The sequence below is a fragment of the Paenarthrobacter nitroguajacolicus genome, from assembly GCF_007786235.1.
Taxonomy (GTDB): Bacteria; Actinomycetota; Actinomycetes; order Actinomycetales; family Micrococcaceae; genus Arthrobacter; species Arthrobacter nitroguajacolicus_A.
Genome location: NZ_VNFK01000005.1, coordinates 13,336 through 32,036, shown reverse-complemented (window position 1 = coordinate 32,036; position 18,701 = coordinate 13,336). Strand labels below are relative to the sequence as shown.

Below are 18,701 nucleotides of genomic sequence, written 5' to 3'. Positions count from 1 at the left end.
CATGACTACCAACACCACTGTTGAAGAACTGATTTCCCGTTCCAACCGCCTCGGTGCGGACAAGCGGAACACCAACTTCGCCGGCGGCAACACCTCCGCCAAGGGCACCGAGAAGGACCCCGTCACGGGCCAGGACGTCGAACTCCTCTGGGTCAAGGGCTCCGGCGGTGACCTCGGCACGCTGAAGGCGGAGAACCTTGCCGTGCTCCGGCTGGACCGGCTGCAGGCTCTGAAGTCCGTTTACCCCGGCGTCGAGCGTGAAGACGAAATGGTGGCCGCCTTTGACTACTGCCTGCACGGCAAGGGTGGCGCCGCGCCCTCGATCGATACCGCCATGCACGGCCTCGTGGACGCAGCGCACGTTGACCACCTGCACCCGGACTCGGGCATCGCGATCGCCACCGCCGTGGACGGCGAAGCGCTGACCTCCAAGGTCTTCGGCGACAAGGTTGTCTGGGTTCCGTGGCGTCGTCCCGGTTTCCAGCTGGGCCTGGACATCGCGGCGATCAAGGAAGCCAACCCGCAGGCCATCGGCACCATCCTGGGCGGCCACGGCATCACCGCCTGGGGCGCCACGTCCGAAGAGGCCGAGGCCAACTCGCTCTGGATCATCGATCAGGCAGAGACCTACATCAAGGAGAACGGCAAGTCCGAGCCCTTCGGCGCCATGCTCCCCGGCTACGGCGCCCTCCCCGAAGCTGAGCGCAGGGCCAAGGCAGCCGCCCTCGCACCGGTGATCCGGGGCCTGGCCTCCACCGACAAACCGCAGCTGGGGCACTTCAGCGATGACGCCGTCGTGCTTGAATTCCTTGCCGCGGAAGAGCACCCGCGCCTGGGCGCGCTGGGCACGTCCTGCCCGGACCACTTCCTGCGCACCAAGGTCAAGCCGCTGGTCCTGGACCTCCCGGCCGACGCCTCGATCGAAGAATCAACCAACCGCCTCAAGGAACTGCACGCCGCCTACCGCGAGGCCTACCAGGCGTACTACGACCGGCACGCTGACGCTGATGCACCGGCGCTGCGCGGCGCTGACCCGGCCATCGTGCTGGTGCCCGGCGTCGGCATGTTCTCCTTCGGCAAGGACAAGCAGACCGCCCGCGTCGCCGGCGAGTTCTACATCAACGCCATCAACGTGATGCGGGGCGCCGAGGCCATCTCCACCTACGCCCCGATCGAGGAATCCGAGAAGTTCCGCATCGAGTACTGGGCCTTGGAGGAAGCCAAGCTCGCCCGGATGCCCAAGCCCAAGTCCCACGCCACCCGCATCGCGCTGGTGACCGGTGCGGCGTCGGGCATCGGCAAGGCGATCGCCACCCGCTTGGCGTCCGACGGCGCGTGCGTGGTGATTGCCGACCTGAACCTTGAGAACGCGCAAAAGGTCGCCGACGAACTGGGCGGTTCCGACGTCGCCATCGGCGTCCAGGCCGACGTGACCGACGAAGCCCAGATCGCCGCGGCGATTCAGGAGGCCGTGCTCGCGTTCGGCGGCCTGGACCTGGTGGTCAACAACGCCGGCCTGTCCATCTCCAAGCCGCTGCTGGAAACCACCGAGAAGGACTGGGACCTGCAGCACAGCGTCATGGCGAAGGGTTCGTTCCTGGTGTCCAAGGCCGCGGCGAAGGTCATGATCGACCAAGGCATGGGCGGAGACATCATCTACATCTCCTCCAAGAACTCTGTGTTCGCCGGCCCGAACAACATCGCCTACTCCGCCACCAAGGCAGACCAAGCCCACCAGGTCCGCCTGCTCGCCGCCGAACTGGGCGAGTACGGCGTCCGCGTCAACGGCATCAACCCCGACGGCGTGGTCCGCGGCTCCGGTATCTTCGCCGGCGGCTGGGGCGCCAAGCGCGCAGCCGTGTACGGCGTGGACGAGCAGGAACTGGGCAAGTACTACGCCCAACGCACGCTCCTCAAGCGCGAAGTCCTGCCCGAACACGTGGCCAACGCCGCGTCCGTGCTCACCAGCAACGAGCTCTCCCACACCACCGGCCTGCACATTCCCGTGGACGCCGGCGTGGCAGCAGCCTTCCTCCGCTAGGACCACCGGTGACCAACGGAACCACCACGAACACCGCCCCGGCAGACGCCGGGGCGGTGTCCGCTCCCGCAGCCCCCAACGCAGTGTTCGCAGCAATAGATATCGGGGCCTCCTCCGGCCGAGTCATGCTCGGCCGCGTCCCCCCAACGTCAGGGGTTTCGCTCGAGACCATCCACCGCTTCCCCAACGGCGTCGTAGAACTCGACGGCGGCCTCCGCTGGGATTTCGACGCGCTGTTCGCTGAGGTACTCAAGGGACTCACAGCCGCGGCTTCCGTTGCGGCCACGAACGGCGAGCGCATCGTGAGCATCGGCATCGACACCTGGGCCGTGGACTACGGACTGGTTAACGACGCCGGTGAACTCACCGCGCAACCCTACAGCTACCGAGACGAACGCAGCCGGGCAACAGTGGAGCGCGTCCATGCGGCCGTTTCCCCGGAAAAGCTCTATGCCGCCACGGGATTGCAGTACTTGCAGTTCAACACCCTGTATCAACTGGCCGCGGAGCCGAACCTTGAAGGGCTGCAAGCTCTCCTGATCCCCGATCTGATTGCTTTCCTGCTGACGGGTGAGCGCCGGACGGAAGCCACCAATGCCTCCACCACCGGGCTCTTCGACGCCGTCGCCGGAGAGTGGGCCACGGAATTCCTGGACGCCCTCCGCCTGCCCCGCAACGTCTTCCCTCCGCTGATCCAACCCGGCGAAACGGTGGGAACGCTCTTGCCGGAGATCCTTGACCGGACGGGCCTTCCGGCGGACACGAAAGTGGTGGCCGTCGGTTCGCACGACACCGCATCCGCCGTCGCCGCAGTTCCCGCTGCGGACCAGGATTTCGCCTACATATCCTCGGGCACGTGGTCCCTGGTAGGCGTGGAACTCGCATTGCCGGTCCTCAGCGAGGCCAGTCGCAAGGCCAACTTCACCAACGAACGCGGCGTCGATGGAACCATCCGGTACCTCCGTAACGTCGGTGGTCTGTGGTTGCTGAGCGAATGCCAACGTGCCTGGGCCGCCGAGGGCTACACGCAAGCGCTCACCGCGTTACTCGATTCCGCTGCGGCACTACCTGCCGGCGGACCTCAGATCAACGCCGACGACCCCGGCTTCACCGCCCCGGACAACATGCCGGATCGCATCCGCGCAGCCGTGCGCAACACCGGCGCCGTACTCCCGGACCGACCTGCCGCCGTCGTGCGTTGCATTATGGACAGCCTCGCGGCCGGTTACGCGCGAACCCTGTGCGACGCCGAGCGGCTGACTGGCAGAAGCACCAGCGTGGTGCACATCGTGGGCGGCGGTTCGCAGAACCGGCTCCTGTGCCAGCTCACTGCCGACGCAACAGGCAAACCCGTCATCGCGGGGCCCGTTGAAGCCACCGCGCAGGGCAACGTCTTGGTACAGGCGAGGGCTGCCGGCCTGGTCAAAGGAAACCTGGCTGAGCTGCGCGAACTCGTGGCTGCGGGAACGGAGTTGGAGAGGTACGAGCCGGCCGGCGCCTTGCAGTCCAGCCGGTCCTGACCCTCTTTGAACCGGATGCGGCCGCGGATCAACCGAGTGAGGTTGATCCGCGGCCATCCTGCATCTGAACAAGGTCAGGAAGCAACAGGCCCCCGATCTCGTGCTTGTGAATCTCCCGCTCTACGGCAGGCTCCAAGTCTGGTACGTCACAGCGCCGGGTGAGGGTCCCGCGCTAAACTGATCCCACTATGATCCGCACAATGTTCAAGTCCAAGATCCACCGCGCAACGGTGACCCATGCCGACCTCCACTACGTCGGTTCGGTGACTGTCGACCTGGACCTGCTGGACGCGGCCGACATCCTTCCCGGTGAACTCGTGTCCATTGTGGACGTCACCAACGGCGCCCGGCTGGAGACGTACACCATTGCCGGCGAGCGCGGGTCCGGCGTGATCGGGATCAACGGCGCGGCCGCCCACATGGTCCACGTCGGCGATACGGTCATCCTCATCACCTATGCGGAAATGACCACGGAAGAGGCCCGGGCCTACGAGCCCAAGGTGGTCCACGTCAGCAAGGACAATAAGATCCTCCAGCTCGGCAACGACCCCGCCGAAGGCCACACCCCCGGGCTCATGCGCCCGCCGCACGCACTCAGCAACGCAGCGCACCTCAGCTAAGTCTTCACAGCAACGCTCGACGTCGGCACTCACCAGGGTGCCGGCGTCGAGCGCGTTGTGAGGTCCATATGACGGAATACCCGCCTGAAAACGCTTACCCGGCGGCCTGTTCTGACTAGGCTGGGAACCGTGATCCAACGAATCCCCGCCCGCCTGCTGTCATGATCGGCGTCCTGTCCGGGTTCTTCGTTGTCTGGGCCATCATCCTGGTGGGCATGTTCGTTGGCCGTCGCGGCATCCTGGGTGAAAATGCCCGCTCGGTGCTGAGCTCCCTGACGTTTTTCGTGGCCAGTCCCGCGCTCCTGTTTGAAACCCTGAGCAAGGCCAAGCTGCATGATGTCTTCGCCGCATCCCTGCTGGTCACCGCCGTGGGTGCGGTCATCACGGGCCTGCTGTTCTTCCTGATCGCCAAGTTCTGGCTGAAGCGCAGCATGCCCGAAGCGCTCATGTCCTCGATGAGCTCGTCCTTGGCCAACTCCGCGAACCTCGGCATTCCCATCGCTGTCTTTGTTCTAGGCGACGCGAGCTACGTGGCGCCGCTGCTGATTTTCCAACTCGCGTTCTTCACGCCCCTGTACCTCATGGCGCTCGATGCCAGCACCAGTTCGCACCGCACCACTCCCCTGCGTTTCCTGCTGATGATCGTCAGGAATCCGATGATCGTGGGCTCTGCACTGGGGCTCCTGGTGGCGGGTACCGGCTTCCAAGTGCCCACGCTCATCCTGGAGCCGATCCACCTCATTGGCGGGGCCGCGATTCCGGCAATGCTGATGGCGTTCGGGATGAGCCTCAATGGATCCAAGCCTTTGCAGAAGTCCACAGGACGCCGACTCGACACCCTGTTGGCGAGCGGCTTCAAGTTGATTGTCCACCCGACGATCGCGTACCTCTTCGCCCGCTTTGCCCTGGGAATGGACGGTCATGCCCTGTTCGCCGTGGTGGTCACCTCGGCCCTGCCCACGGCACAGAACGTGTTCGTCGCTGCCAACCGCTACCAAGCAGGAATTACCGTAGCCAAGGACACCGTCCTCATCACCACGATCGTGGCCGTGCCGGCGATGATCGCGGTGGCGCTGCTGCTCACCTAGCGCTGCCCCCTGCTTGGGTTACTCCACGTCCGCTCTGGCCAGGTAGTGATCCAGGAGTTGCGCACAGCGGATGAAACCCAAATGAGAGTACGCCTGGGGATGGTTGCCAAGGTGGGTTTCCGTGCCGGGGTCGTATTCCTCCGGCAGCAAACCCGTGGGACCGAACAATGCCACCAGTTGGTTGAACAACTCCAACGCATCGTCCAGGCGGCCAACCGCAAGGTACGCCTCGATCAGCCATGTGGTGCAGATGTGGAAGCCGCCCTCCAAACCAGGCAGGCCGTCGTCGTACCTGTACCGGAATACCGTGGGCCCGACGCGCAACTCCCGCTCCACGGCGGTCACGGTATCCAGGAACCGCTGGTCCTGGACATCCAGCAGGCCGGACAGTCCGATGTGAAGAACTGCCGCGTCCAGGTCCGGGCTGTCGTAGGCCACAGTGTAGGACCGCGCGGACGAATCCCAGCCTTCGCGCAGGACTTCCTCACGGATCGTGGCCGCTGTGCGCTCCCAGTCCGTGTGCGGAGAGCGTCCGTGCAAGGCCGCGGAACGCAGAGCCCGGTCAAGCGTCACCCAGCACATGACCTTGGTGTACACGTGATGACGCGGCGGCCGGCGTGCCTCCCAAATGCCGTGGTCGGGTTCATGCCAGCGGGCCAGCACAGCGTGTGCCATCTGCTCCATCAGGAACCAGTGTTCGTCCGGCAGGAACCCGCGCCGCTCGGACAGATCGTGGATCAGCTCGGCGATGGGACCAAAGACGTCCAGTTGCACTTGGTGGTCCGCCGCATTGCCGATCCGCACAGGACGGGACCCCGCATACCCCGGCAGGCTCTCCACGATGGCCTCCGTGGACAGCGGCGAGCCCGTCACCGAGTACAGGGGGTGCAGCCATTCCGGGCCGGGGGCGTTGTCCAGGATGCGGCCCAGCCACCGCAGGAACCCGTCCGCTTCATCCGTGGATCCCAAGGACACCAGCGAGTTCACGGTCATGGATCCGTCGCGCAGCCAGCAATAACGGTAGTCCCAGTTCCTTGTTCCGCCGATGCCTTCGGGCAGGGACGTGGTGGGCGCGGCCAGGACGGCGCCGGTGGGCTCGTGGACCAGTGACTTCAGTACCAGCGCGGAACGCCGCACCAGCGAAGTTTTGATGGTGGGCAGCTGCAGTGCTTTGACCCACTCACGCGCAACCCGCCCGACGGCGGCACGCCGGGAAGGCTCGCCGGCCGGGTCTGCGGGTGGCGGCTCAGTGTCGCCGCACCTCAGGTTCAATACGACGGGCCCGTCCTGAAGGGCGACTTCAGCGGTCGCCGTCGCGTATTTGCCATCGCTCGTGATGAGGAAGGTGACTCCCGGCGCGGCAAGGATGATCGGATCCGAGGTGCCGATGATGTGCACTTCGTCGCCGCGGATCTCCATGTTGAATGGTGCGTTGGCGTAATCGGGCCGTGGTGCGAACACCACTCGCGCCGTACCCGTCCCCGAAAGAACCCGGACCAAACTGGTGATGCCTTCCGGTGCGGGCTCCAAGTAGTCGGTCACCGTGACATCCGCCCAGCGGGTCTCCACGATCATGGTGTTGTCCACATAGCGCTGTGCCAGCACCGGCGAGGGCTTCACGGGCTCAACGCTGAAGTGGCCCGCAGGATCACCGCCGAGAATGTGGGCGAACAGCGAGCCTGAGTCCGGCAACGGGTGGCTCATCCAACAGACCTTGGCGTCCGGGGTGAGCAAGGCCGTGGAGCTTCCGTTGCCGATCATCGAGTGCCGTTCCAGGCCAACCGCATCTTCGCCGAAAAGCCACGCCCGCCGCAGCTCGAACAACAAAGCAAGCACGTGCGCAAAGGCTTCCGGATCCGGAATGGTGTGCGCCGCCGTCGTATCCCCCGGACCGACGTGCAGGCCAAGGTCCGGTCCCCGCAGGGTGGCCAGTGCCTTCTCGTCGCTTTCGGCGTCGCCCGCGTACAGCGCAGCGCTGACTCCAAGCCGCGCGCGGAGCTGCTCCAGTGCTTGGCCTTTTGCCGGTTCCTCCACCGTCAGGTCAAGCACCGTACCGTCAACGATGAAGTAGAGCCCGAACTCGATGGCGATCTTCTGGGAGGCGAAGAGCACCCTGTCCACCACTTCGGGCGTCGCCGGCCGGGTGTGCACAGCAACGCCTACGGGCTTTCGGACAACGCTGATGCCCTTCTCGAATCCCACGGCCTCGGTCAATGCGGCCGCGACTTGCTGGAGCAGTTGCTCCGTGGCCATGGAGAGCGTGTAGGCGTAGCCCATGTCGAACTCCATACCGTGGGAGCCCACCAGATGGACCTCGGCCGGGAGCCGGGACACCGCCGCCAAGTCCCTGAGGGACCTGCCGGAAATGATGGCCGTGTGCGTGTTCGGCAACGCTGCGAGTGCACGGAGGGCAACCGCCGCACTGTCCAAGGGAAGCGTCTCCGTGGACACGCCCTCGGCGGCGCAGAGGGTGCCCCCATAGTTGCACGCCACCAGCAGGCCCGGGACGCGTGCCAGGACTCTGAGCTCCGCGAACAGCTGCGGCGTGATGCCGTTCTGTGCATCGGATTGAAGGACGGTCCGGAGCAGGCCAAGCGGGAGCGACTTCATCAGCAGCGCTGAATCGGCAACTGATTGATTCAAATGCGTAGGCATGGTGGACCCTTCCGAAGCGGATAGCTACAGTCTCCGCCCGGACGGTTTCGCTTGACTACCTAGTAGATTGCAAATGCGTAAAGCTTTTCCTTGGATTTATGCGGGAACCAGGCCCGCTACTTCCGCCACGAGCTCCACGGACCGCAGCCGTTCCTCAGTGCCATTGCTCTGGTGGGCCACGATCAGCTCGTCTGCGTCCGCGTGCTGTGCGAACTCGTCCAGGTAATCGCGCACCACGTCCTTGGTGCCCACGGCCGAGAACTTCATCATTTGGGCGATGTGCTGGCCCTGCGGAGAGTCGAGGACCATGTCCGCCTCGTCATCGGTGAACTGGCGTCCGCCGCCGAAGAACAGCGAGACGCGGGCGCGCTTCACTGCGAGGTGGATGGCCTGTGCCTCGGCATTGGTGTCCGCAGCTGTGACGTTCACGCCGGCAATCACGTAGGGCTCGGACAACTGTTCGGAGGGCTTGAAATCGCGGCGGTAGATAGCCACGGCATCCTGCAGGGCGGCAGGCGCAAAGTGGGACGCAAAGGCGTACGGGAGGCCGAATTGGGCGGCCAACTGTGCCCCAAACAGGGAGGATCCCAGGATGTAGAGCGGAACGTTGGTGCCTTTGCCCGGCGTCGCTTCCACGCCCTGGATGCGGGTGGGCCCGGTGAGGTAGCCCTGCAGTTCAAGGACATCCTGCGGGAACGCATCCGAGGACGTGTGGTCACGGCGCAGCGCGCGCATGGTGTTCTGGTCGCTGCCGGGAGCACGTCCCAGGCCGAGATCGATGCGTCCCGGGTGCAGCGTCTCCAGGGTGCCGAACTGTTCCGCGATGGTTAGCGGGGAGTGGTTGGGCAACATGACGCCGCCGGCGCCGAGCCGGATGGTGTTGGTGTGCGCTGCGACGTGGGCGATCAGCACGCTCGTGGCAGAGGAAGCAATCGCGGACATGTTGTGGTGCTCTGCGTACCAAACACGACGGTAGCCGAGCTCTTCCGCTTTCTGCGCCATGGCCACGCTGCCTGCGAGGCTTTCCGCCGCCGTCTGGCCCTTCCCGATGGTTGCCAGGTCGAGGATGGAAAGAGGAACAGTCACGGGGAGGCCTTTCGGTACGTTTCGCGATGCCCGCGCGTTGGTTGCCGGGCACTCTAGCGACAACGACGGCGGCCCCCGGCTTATTTCTGTGAGTTGCGTCGCGCCGTGGCTGTCTTGGGTTTCAGGGACGGTTTTGTGACACCGTTCGACGCCCGATTAACCGCCGTGACCCCTTGTATCCCAGCGTTTCAGAGCGCTTTGACCGCCTCCCGAGGCCTGCCGGATAGTTGCAGCCACAAGTACGCATCAGACTTCCCGATTCGGGTAAACCAAGGAGAATAAAGTGGCACGTTTTGCAGCCAAATCCGGCGTGACCGCGGCTCTGGCCGCCACCGCCCTGCTGGGGCTCGCGGCCTGCTCGGACCCGGGCGCGACGGCGGCGACGGCGCCGTCGGCATCAAGCTCATCCACCAGCACCACCAAGGAATTCAACCTGACGCCTCAGCAGGACCGCGTCAAGGTGACGGTGGATTCGGCTGCAGCCGCCAAGGTTCCGGACGCCATCAAGGCCGATGGCAAGCTGACGGTAGTGACCACCGGCGGCACTCCGCCGCTGAGTACCTTCGCTACCGACAACAAGACGCTGATCGGCAGCGAAGTGGACATTGCCTACGCCGTGGGTGAGACGCTGGGGCTCGACGTCGAGGTCCTTCCCGTCGCGTGGGCCGACTGGCCCCTCGGCGTTGAATCGGGCAAGTACGAGGCCGTCCTCTCCAATGTGACCGTTACCGAAGCCCGCAAGGAAAAGTTCGACTTTGCCACCTACCGCAACGACCTCCTGGGCTTCTACGCCAAGTCAGACTCCGACATCAGCACCATCAAGGAAGCCAAGGACGTCGCTGGTAAGCGCATCATCGTCGGTTCGGGCACCAACCAGGAAGCCATCCTGGTTCGCTGGGACGAAGAGAACAAGAAGAACGGCCTGAAGCCGGTTGAATTCCAGTACTACGACGACGACTCCGCCTCCCAGCTCGCCCTCCAGTCGGGCCGCGCCGACCTGACGTTCGGGCCCAACGCGTCCGCAGCCTACAAGGCCGCGAAGGATGGAAAGACCAAGGAAGTGGGCACGCTGGAAGGCGGCTGGCCGCTGAAGGCCGAGATCGCCTTCACCACCAAGAAGGACAACGGCTTGGCGGTGGCAGCCCAGGCCGCGCTGAACACCCTCATCAAAGATGGCAATTACGCCAAGATCCTGGACCGCTGGGGACTGTCCTCCGAGGCCATCCCGACGTCCGAATTGAACCCGGCAGGCCTGCCCAAGAAGTAGGAACCGCTGTGGCAGGGCAGACCTGCCGACGCCGAATCCCCGCCGGACACCAGCCGGCGGGGATTCTTGCGCACGCTGGCCCAACCAGGGTGGGGTTAGAAGTGCGCGGGGTCGGTGTTCGCGCCGCAGAGAATGACCGCCACCGTTTCGCCGTCGTGGGGTTTGTACGCACCCGAGAGCAGCGCCGCGTAGGCTGCCGCAGCTCCATGCTCCACCACGATGCGGTGCTTCTCCCACAGTGTGCGCCGGGCTTCGACAATGTCCTCGTCACTGACAAGGACGCTCTGCACACCCGTTCGGCGGGCAACGCCGAAGCCGATCTCGCCAATCCGCCGGGCGCCCAGGGAATCAGCGGCTATCCCGGAGACAGCCACATCCACGGGCCCCCCGTGGGCCAGCGCGGTATGCAAAGTGGGGACAGTCTCAGGTTCAACGCCCACTACGTGCGCCCGCCCTTCGGTGGCTGCCGCGATGCCGCCCATCAGCCCGCCGCCGCCAACTGCAACCAGGATGGTGTCGACGTCGGGTAGTTCGTCCAACAACTCAAGCCCCACGCCACCGGCGCCGGCCACGATCTCCGGCTGGTCGTAGGCATGGCAGTAGACCGCGCCCTTCTCCTCGGCGAAGCGGATGGCGGCGGCGTAGGCCTCGGCGTATTCGGCGCCCCCTTGGACCACCTTGGCGCCAATAGCGTAGAGCTTATGGACCTTGTTGGCCGGCGCCGACTCAGGAACGAACACGGTGGCCGGAACACCAAGCTTGGCGGCGGCGTACGCGTTGGCCAAGCCCGCATTTCCACCGGAGGCCACCACGATCCCGACCCCCGGGTCCAGTTCGCCGTTCTCCTTTGCCGTGAGAAGGCGGTTGAACGCACCCCGGGCCTTGAACGAACCCGTGTGCTGCATGTACTCGCACTTGAACCACAGGTGATAGGGCTCCAGGTTGCCGCTCTCCGCCAAGGGCGTGTGGCGGACCCAGCCTGATGTCCGTGAGTATGCGGCTTCTACTTCTTCGCGTGTGACCATCGTGGCGGCACCTTTCGTCCGTTTCATCCTATGGTTCCAAAGCCAGGCGGGCGGAATAGGCTTGTTCCCATGCCCGACTTCATCCTCCGCCCCTCCATTGCCACCGATGCTGCGTGGATCGCCGAACTCCGTGCCGTGGTGATGCGCCCGGACCTGGAACGGCTGGAGCGCTACGACCCCGTTCGTGTCCGCGAGCGCTTCCTGAACGGCTTCCAGCCGGAGCACACGTATGTGATTCACAGCGACGGCGTGGATGCGGGAGTGATTGCTGTCCGGCCCGAGCCCGATGCCAGGTGGATTGAACACTTCTACGTGGCCCCAGCGCATCAGGGCAAGGGACTAGGTGGGGCGGTGCTCCGCCACGTCATGGAAGCTTCCGTCGACGAACGGCCCTTCCGGCTGAATGTGCTGCAGGGCAGCGCTGCCCGGAACCTCTACGAGCGGCACGGCTTCGTGCTGGAATCCGAGGACCCGATCGACGTCTTCATGGTGGCTCCCGGGCGCCTCTGACCACAGCGCCCGAAGTACGGTAACCTCGGCACAAACCTAAGCATTTACGAGCCGGCTTCTGGGGGAACAATGGGGATTTTTCGTGCGCGGGCTTTGACTGCTGCAACCGCCGCTGCCGTGGCTATGGCAGCCACCTTGGTGGGTATCCAGCCCGCCACGGCGGACACCCAGCCGACGCCCATTATCGACGGCGTCCCGTACGTGGGTGCGGAGCTTCGCCGGCAGTACGACTACAGCTATTGGGGTTGCAGGAACCCGGACGGCACCTCGGATGGCATTACCTTGGAATGGCTCCGCGACGGCGAGCCGCTCCCGGAGGAGCGGCAGGGAGAAACGTTGCGTATCCTGCCCGACGACCAGGGCAGCCGCTTGTCCATGCGTGTCCATCCCCTCACTCCCGGTAACCAGGGCTGCCCCACAGGCACGCAACTGAGTGCAGAAACGCAGCCCATCAAGGCTTCCAGCAGGGCGATGGGTTGGACCGCGCGGGGCAACTTCGAGCCCCTGGCCCGCACCCACGACGGCAGGCTCATCCTGTACCCGCGGACGTACACCTACTACAAGGGGGCCTGCGAGGGGCCCTGCCCTGCGTACTGGGGCTCATGGGACGAACCCCGGCAGGTAGGCCAGGGGTGGAACGTCTTTGACATCGTGTTCTCTCCCGGCGACTTTGACGGCGATGGCTATAACGATCTTCTGGCCAGGGACGCTGCCGGGAAACTCTTCCTCTACCCCGGGGACGGCGAGGGCGGCTGGTTCGATCGGGAACAGGTGGGCCAGGGATGGAACATTTTCAACACCATCGTGGGCCCGGGCGACTTCAATGGCGACGGCACCAACGATGTGCTCGCACGCGACGCCGCAGGTGGTCTTTTCCTCTACCCGGGCGATGGCGAGGGCGGCTGGCTCGATCCGGAGCAGGTGGGATGGGGTTGGCAGGTCATGAACAAGATCATCACCGGTGGCGATATGAACGCGGACGGCGCCGTCGACGTTTTTGGGCGCGACCGGGAGGGTTACCTGCGCCTGTACCCGTCTGACGGCGAGGGCGGCTGGGAAGAACCGAGGTACCTCGGCACCGGGTGGCAGACGTTCTCCGAGGTGGCCGGACTTGGCAGCTCCGGCCACTCGAAATACAACGAGCTCGTCGCCGTTGACGCCAACGGCGACCTCATCACCTACACCACTGGTGCTTCAACTACAGGAATGTACGGCCCGTACGGTCCCATCGGCCGCGGCTGGAACGTGTTCAAGGAACTGCTCTAGTGGTCTGTTAGAGGGGCTGCCCCCACACAGCCAGCTGGAGCTTTACCGTCGAACGGGCATCATCCCCGCCCTCTGATGCCGAATTCTGCTGGATCATTGCCAGGAGCAGGCGGAACGGCCCCCGCTTTTTCGGGGTTTTTCGCCAGCGCCAACGGAATGATCCAGCAGAATCTGCACGCTTCATCATCAGGCCCGGACTGCCTCGTCTGAACGCACCGGCGTTTCCAGGCCCAGGTTTTCGCGGAGCGTGGTGCCCCGGTACTCCATGGGGTACACGCCGCGGTCCTGGAGTTCGGGCACAAGGTGGTTCACGATCTCGTCCAGGCCGGTGGGGATGAGCCATGGCGAAATGTTGAAGCCATCCACGGCGCCAACCCGGGCGTATTCGGCGAGGTGATCGGCGACGGCGGTGTAGGAACCAGTGAAGGTGGCATCGATGCGTGCCGTCTTTGAGGTGACGAACTGGCGGATGGTGAGGCCCTTGTCCTTGGCCTCGGCCCTCCACTGATCCGCAAGCTGGCGGGCCTTGGCACCGTGGAAGCCGCTGCCACGGGTCTCCGAGGTTTCCTCCACCACGGGATCGATCTCCGGGAGGGGACCATCGGGGTCGTAGGACGAAAGCTCCCTGCCCCAGAACTGTTCCAGGTACGCGATGGCCTGCTGCGGGCCAATCTGCAGGCTGCGGACCCAGGCTTTCTTCTCCTGCGCTTCCTGGTCAGTGGCGGCGAGGATGAACTCGCTGGCCGGCATGATCTGCACGGCGTTGGCACCGCGCCCTGCTGCCACGGACCGGGCCACGATGTCGCGGCGGAACTCCACAGCGTCGTCGAACTTGGGGTGGGCAGAGAAGATCACGTCAGCCTGGCGGGCAGCGAAGTCGCGGCCCTCGGGTGAGTCACCGGCCTGGAACAGCACGGGCCGGTACTGGGCACTGCGGGGCAAGCGCGGGGTGACATCCACGGTGTAGTGCTGGCCTTCGTGCAGCACTCGCCGAGCCGGGCCGGAGGAGGTCTCCCAGGAGTCCCAGATACGCTTGGCAGTCTCAACGAAAGCCTCTGCGTGCTTGTACCGATCGGCGTGGTCGAGATACCCGCCGCGGCGGAAGTTGGCGCCGGTCCAGGCGTTGTCCGTGGTCACCACATTCCAGGCCGCGCGTCCGCCGGAGATCAGGTCCAACGATGACAAGCGGTGTGCCAGGTCCGCGGGGTCGTTGTACGTGGTGTTCTGAGTGGCCACCAAGCCAATGTTCGTGGTGACAGCTGCCAGTGCGGCGAGCATGGTCTGGGCGTCGGGCCTGCCCACCACATCCAAGGCGTGGGGACGCCCGAGGTGTTCGCGGAGGCGTAGTCCTTCGCCCAGGAAGAAGGCGGCGAACTTGCCGCGCTCTGCGGTCTGGACGATGTGGCGGAACGACTCGAAGTCCGTCTGCGAGCCAGCCTCGGCTGCCTTCCAGATGGTGCCGGAATTGACGCCCTGGAAGAAGATGCCGAACTGGATCTGGCCGCTCGGCTGGAAAATAGCACGGTTGTGCTGTGTCATGGTGATCCTTACTTTCCGGCGGCGGCAATAGCCGCGGCAGACGTCGAATAGCGGTTCTCCGCCGGTCCCAGTCCCAGCACATCGCGGAACGTGCCGTCCTGGATGGGCGGCCGCAGTGAACCTCGGCGGCGCAGTTCCGGAAGAACACGCCGTGACAGTTCTTCGAGTTCCACGTCCAGAACGGCCGGGTGGAGGCGGACTCCGTCGGCTTCTCGAAGAAGTGAGTCGAGAAGCTCGGCGAGACCGGCTGCCGAGCCAACAAAGCCCGCCCGGTCGCCCTGAGCGGCTACCGAACGAGAGGCTGCAGCCTGCCCGCGCGCGTTCAGGACGACGTCGAGCTCCGCCACAATCGCGACGCCGGCACCGAGGCGGGCCCGAACGTCGCGAACCTCGCCTGCGAGCAGCTCCGCAGTGGGGGCGGTGACGAGCACTGCGTCCACGGCGTCAGCGGGCACCAGGCCCTCGCCTACCAGTGACGCAGCGGCGAGCACCGGAAGCTGGCCCTGAAGCGGCCTCGGGATGATGGACGGGCCCTTCACGGAATAGGCGGCGCCATGGAAGTCCTCCGGGGTTTCGAAGTCCACGTAGTGCAGCTTGTCCACGTCGATGTAGCGGCCGGTAGCAACATCGCGGATCACGGCGTCGTCCTCCCAGGAGTCCCACAATCGGCGGCCGACCTCGATGGACGCAGCGGCTTCCTGAGCCAGGGCGTCACCTTCAACGTAAGAACGTCCGACGGCGGCAGCGGCCTCGGGCGCTTCGACTGCGGTGGCGATCCACCCGGCACGGCCACCGGACACGTAGTCCAGGCTGGCGAGCTGCGTGGAGATGTGGAACGGCTCCGTATAGACGGTGTCCACTTCCGGAACCACGGCAATGGTGCGCGTCACGGGACCGGCAAACGCTGCCCGCTGCAGGGCGTTGGCCCGCCCGGCTTCCGGGGCGTCCTTGAAGGTTGCCACGTGGAAGCCGGCGGATTCGGCGGCGAGGACGGTGCGGGCAAGGTTCTCATACCCGGCGCCATCGAGTTCAATGGCCAGGAATCCGGCCTTCTCAGCATTGCTCACTTCTGGTCCTGACGTTCGTAGGGGATCTTTTCGCCGGCTTCGACGGCCACCGGAAGGCGGTTTTCGGCGGGCGGCAGCGGGCAGGTGGCAAGGTCGGTGTAGGCGCACGGCAGGTTCACGGCCCGATTGAAGTCGAGCTGCACCGTGCCGTCGGCGGCGGGGACCACGGACAGCGAACGGTTGGCCGCGTAGGTGGTCTTGCCGGAGGTCTGGTCGGTGAACAGCACGGACAGTGAACCGGGAGCGTGGCCGTTGAAGGCCGTCAGCGCGAGCTCCTCGCCGGCCAGCTTGAAGCGAATCTCGCCCGGAGCTTCGTACACGTGCTGGATACCTTCGACGGCGGCACCCACCGTAGTGGGTCGCGGAGCCTCGAAGGGGACAAACGTTCCGGCAACGGCGAATGCCGCGTTCGGGGTGTAGGCGGGCGTGCCTTGGTACTCCTGCAAGAGGGCATTCGAAGGGTTGCGCGGCCGAACGATGTACTCGCCGCCGCGCTTGGCCACCTCGATCACCGCATCGCCCGAGACCAGGTTGATCCCGCCGCGTTCTTCGATCGGCCCAAGCTCAAGAGGAGTGCCGGTGTTCAGTTCCACGCCGTCCTGCTGCAGGCTCTCGCCCGGTTCCAGGACAACCCGTACGACGTCGTCTCCCGCACTCCAGGTGCCGGGCGCACCCTCCAGTCGGGTCGCGTCCCCGGTCAGCCAATGCAGGTGCGTCACGGCGAGGAAGCCATGCGGGTGGGCACGGTGACGCTCATGGGCGTCGTGCCATTCCTGCCATTCCTCGTCAAAGGCTGCGAGTGCGGATGCGGCGTGCGTAGCGCTATTAGTGTGCGTAGACATTGGCGGTATCGCTCCTGTTGAAGGCGTGGTCTGCGGTGACGGTTGCTGCGGCGTCGGCTTCGGTGGCCCCGGCAAACTCCGGCCGGCCACCGAAGGGGTCTTCGGTTTCCCACAAGGTGCTCGGCGCAGAAGCTCGGACGGCCGGAATGACTTCCAGCGCGAAGCGTTCCAGGATCTCGAGCTGCTGTTCAAAGGGCAGCGTGGTGGGCAGGGAGATCGACTGGAGATCGTGGTTGTACAGCGTGTGGTAGCTGAGGATCTTGTCGATGACCTGCTCGGGGCTGCCCACCAGGGCCGGGCCTTCTGCCACGGCGTGCTGGATATCGCGGAACGGCGAGTTGTTGCCGGGGACGTTACGGCTGGCGGTAAGTGCCTCATAGACCGGGCCGTACTGGCGGATGGCTTCCTGCGTGGTGTCCGCGATGAACACGCCGCCGGCGCCGCTGCCCGAGCCGAGGTACTGGTGCCGAGGATCGTGCCCGTGGCGCTCGTACTCTTCGCGGTAATGGTCGATCAGGACCTTGTAGTTCCCGCGCGGCTGGATGGCGTTGGCCGTGAACAGCGGATCACCCCATTTGGCGGCGAGCGCAGCGGACGTCAGCGTTGTAGCCGAGCCGTGCCAAATCCGGGGTGACCCCGCGAACGGGCGGGGCGTCGTCGTCGTTGGTTCGGTGAGCGCAGGCCTGAAGCGACCCGACCATGTGACACTTTCCTTACGCCACAGCGTGCGAAGCAGCGCATATTTCTCGGCGAGCAGATCCCATTGCTCGTCCAGGGACAGGCCAAAAAGCGGATATTGCAGCACCTCGTTGCCCTTGCCGATCACCAGTTCCAGGCGGCCTCGACTCAGTTGGTCGATGGTGGCGTAGTCCTCGGCCACGCGCACAGGGTCCAGAACGGAGAGCACGGTGACACCGGTCTGGAGGCGGATGCGGCCGGTGACGGCGGCAATTGCGGCGAGGACCGTCGTCGGGGATGACGAGACGAACTCGCCGGCGTGACGCTCCCCCACGGAGAAGCTGTCGAAGCCCAGTTCCTCCGCGCGGCGAGCCGTTTCCACCACCTGGTTGAGCCGGTCGGCGGTGGAGACGATCTCCCCCGTCACCGGGTTCTTCACATGCGGGATGATGTCAAGGACTTGGAACTTCACTTGCCTGCTCCGAAAGTAGCTTCGGTGACAGTCTTGGATTCCGGCACGGCTTCTTCCGACAGGCCCCAGCGTTCCAGGACCTTGGCGTAGGAACCGTCCTTGATGGTGGAGTTCAGGGCGTCAGTGATGGCCGGGGCCAGTCCGTTGCCCTTGAGCGTGGTGGCGGCCACCAACGTCTCGGCGGGCCAGCCTGCGTTGACCTTGCCCACTACCTTCAGGTCGTCGCGGGTGTTCTCGCGATACGTCACGGACGGGTACGGAGCCAGGTTCAAGTCGGTGCGGCCTGAGGAGAGTGCCAGGATGGTGTCGGCATCGGACGAGTAGTACTGCAGGACCGCTGGCGCCTTGCCCTTGGCCTCGAGTTCCTTGTTCCAGGCCAACAGGATCTTCTCCTGGTTGGTGCCGGAGCCCACGGAAATCTTCAGGCCGGAAATGTCGTCCGAGCCTTTGATGTCATAACTGGAACTCTTCTTGGCCTCGAAACCCATGTACGCGGCTCGGTAGGTGGAGAAGTCGAAGAGCTTAACGCGGGCGGCGTTGATGCCCACATTGGAGAAGACGGCCTCGAAGTCGCCGGACTGGGTCTTGAGTGGCCAGTTCTCCCACGATGTCACCTGCAGGTCCAGTTCCAGGCCGAGCTTGTCGGCCACGAGCTGGGCGATGTCCACCTCCACGCCGATGGGAGTCTTGTCGTCCGTGGCGTGGAAGGACAGCGGAATCGAGCCGGCCGTGGTGGCGACGGTCAGTTTCCCGTCCTTGGCGATGGCCGCGGGAACGGCCCCTGCTGCGGCAGCGTCCTTCTCTCCACGGATCCGGTTCTGGTCAACGGAGGTGTTGTAGACGATGCCGTTCTTGGCAGCTTCCGACTCCGGCTTGGCAGCCGACGCCCCGGGATCGGAGCACCCGGCCAGCGCAGGAAGTACGACGGCGGGCAGTACAGCGAATGCCAGGAGCCTGCTTTTGATTGGGCGCAGTTTTGTTTCATGAGCGGCGAAGCCGTGGGCAGTGCGAAGCATGGAGGGTGT

At 65.1% G+C, this 18,701-nt stretch carries 15 protein-coding genes; 7 read left to right on the top strand and 8 right to left on the bottom strand.

Translation table 11 applies throughout. The annotated features are described in order from the left end of the window. The first annotated feature begins 1 nt into the window (after nucleotide 1). The 4 genes from FQP90_RS07675 (at nucleotide 2) to FQP90_RS07660 (ending at nucleotide 5,269) form a co-directional block, all read left to right on the top strand. Nucleotides 2-2,041, top strand: coding sequence for a bifunctional aldolase/short-chain dehydrogenase (locus FQP90_RS07675; RefSeq protein ID WP_167510434.1), 2,040 nt, complete (start codon nucleotides 2-4; stop codon nucleotides 2,039-2,041). Between the two features lie 8 nt (nucleotides 2,042-2,049). Then, nucleotides 2,050-3,561, top strand: coding sequence for a rhamnulokinase (locus FQP90_RS07670; protein WP_144649145.1), 1,512 nt, complete (start codon nucleotides 2,050-2,052; stop codon nucleotides 3,559-3,561). 188 nt (nucleotides 3,562-3,749) lie between these two features. Then, on the top strand, nucleotides 3,750-4,181 hold the full coding sequence (panD, locus tag FQP90_RS07665) for an aspartate 1-decarboxylase (protein ID WP_208759965.1): 432 nt from the start codon (nucleotides 3,750-3,752) through the stop codon (nucleotides 4,179-4,181). A gap of 161 nt (nucleotides 4,182-4,342) precedes the next feature. Next, nucleotides 4,343-5,269, top strand: coding sequence for an AEC family transporter (locus FQP90_RS07660; protein WP_144649144.1), 927 nt, complete (start codon nucleotides 4,343-4,345; stop codon nucleotides 5,267-5,269). Between the two features lie 18 nt (nucleotides 5,270-5,287). Here FQP90_RS07660 and FQP90_RS07655 read toward each other — a convergent pair whose 3' ends face one another. Both FQP90_RS07655 and FQP90_RS07650 read right to left on the bottom strand, forming a co-directional pair. Continuing rightward, complete coding sequence (locus tag FQP90_RS07655) at nucleotides 5,288-7,924, bottom strand: trehalase-like domain-containing protein (protein ID WP_144649143.1); 2,637 nt, start codon at nucleotides 7,922-7,924, stop codon at nucleotides 5,288-5,290. A 96-nt stretch (nucleotides 7,925-8,020) separates the two neighbouring features. After that, on the bottom strand, nucleotides 8,021-9,010 hold the full coding sequence (locus FQP90_RS07650; protein WP_144649142.1) for an LLM class flavin-dependent oxidoreductase: 990 nt from the start codon (nucleotides 9,008-9,010) through the stop codon (nucleotides 8,021-8,023). A gap of 283 nt (nucleotides 9,011-9,293) precedes the next feature. Between FQP90_RS07650 and FQP90_RS07645 the strand changes: the two genes are divergently transcribed. Then, entirely contained in the window at nucleotides 9,294-10,277 is a 984-nt protein-coding gene (locus FQP90_RS07645; RefSeq protein WP_144649141.1) for an ABC transporter substrate-binding protein, read from the top strand. 95 nt (nucleotides 10,278-10,372) lie between these two features. On the opposite strand, the gene FQP90_RS07640 is transcribed toward FQP90_RS07645, so the two are convergent. Continuing rightward, nucleotides 10,373-11,302 (bottom strand): threonine/serine dehydratase, encoded by a 930-nt coding sequence (locus FQP90_RS07640; protein WP_144649140.1) that lies wholly within the window; start codon nucleotides 11,300-11,302, stop codon nucleotides 10,373-10,375. A 69-nt stretch (nucleotides 11,303-11,371) separates the two neighbouring features. Here FQP90_RS07640 and FQP90_RS07635 point away from each other — a divergent pair, with 69 nt between their 5' ends. Both FQP90_RS07635 and FQP90_RS07630 read left to right on the top strand, forming a co-directional pair. After that, nucleotides 11,372-11,812, top strand: coding sequence for a GNAT family N-acetyltransferase (locus FQP90_RS07635; protein WP_167510433.1), 441 nt, complete (start codon nucleotides 11,372-11,374; stop codon nucleotides 11,810-11,812). A gap of 69 nt (nucleotides 11,813-11,881) precedes the next feature. Then, the gene (locus FQP90_RS07630) at nucleotides 11,882-13,078 is read left to right on the top strand and encodes an FG-GAP repeat domain-containing protein (RefSeq protein WP_144649139.1); all 1,197 of its coding nucleotides are present in this window, start codon (nucleotides 11,882-11,884) and stop codon (nucleotides 13,076-13,078) included. A 186-nt stretch (nucleotides 13,079-13,264) separates the two neighbouring features. Here the strand turns inward: FQP90_RS07630 and FQP90_RS07625 are convergent, their stop codons facing one another. The 5 genes from FQP90_RS07625 to FQP90_RS07605 are packed head-to-tail and all read right to left on the bottom strand — an operon-like array spanning nucleotide 13,265 to nucleotide 18,692. Beyond that, on the bottom strand, nucleotides 13,265-14,617 hold the full coding sequence (locus FQP90_RS07625) for an NtaA/DmoA family FMN-dependent monooxygenase (protein WP_144649138.1): 1,353 nt from the start codon (nucleotides 14,615-14,617) through the stop codon (nucleotides 13,265-13,267). An 8-nt stretch (nucleotides 14,618-14,625) separates the two neighbouring features. Beyond that, nucleotides 14,626-15,684: an LLM class flavin-dependent oxidoreductase gene (locus FQP90_RS07620; RefSeq protein WP_144649137.1), complete on the bottom strand. Its 1,059-nt coding sequence runs from the start codon at nucleotides 15,682-15,684 to the stop codon at nucleotides 14,626-14,628. Continuing rightward, nucleotides 15,681-16,526, bottom strand: coding sequence for a DUF1684 domain-containing protein (locus FQP90_RS07615; protein ID WP_144649136.1), 846 nt, complete (start codon nucleotides 16,524-16,526; stop codon nucleotides 15,681-15,683). The genes FQP90_RS07620 and FQP90_RS07615 overlap by 4 nt, the downstream gene beginning before the upstream one ends. Next, nucleotides 16,510-17,676: an LLM class flavin-dependent oxidoreductase gene (locus tag FQP90_RS07610; RefSeq protein WP_144649135.1), complete on the bottom strand. Its 1,167-nt coding sequence runs from the start codon at nucleotides 17,674-17,676 to the stop codon at nucleotides 16,510-16,512. The genes FQP90_RS07615 and FQP90_RS07610 overlap by 17 nt, the downstream gene beginning before the upstream one ends. Continuing rightward, nucleotides 17,673-18,692 (bottom strand): ABC transporter substrate-binding protein, encoded by a 1,020-nt coding sequence (locus FQP90_RS07605; RefSeq protein ID WP_144649134.1) that lies wholly within the window; start codon nucleotides 18,690-18,692, stop codon nucleotides 17,673-17,675. Before FQP90_RS07605 ends, FQP90_RS07610 begins: the two co-directional genes overlap by 4 nt. Nucleotides 18,693-18,701: the final 9 nt, after the last annotated feature.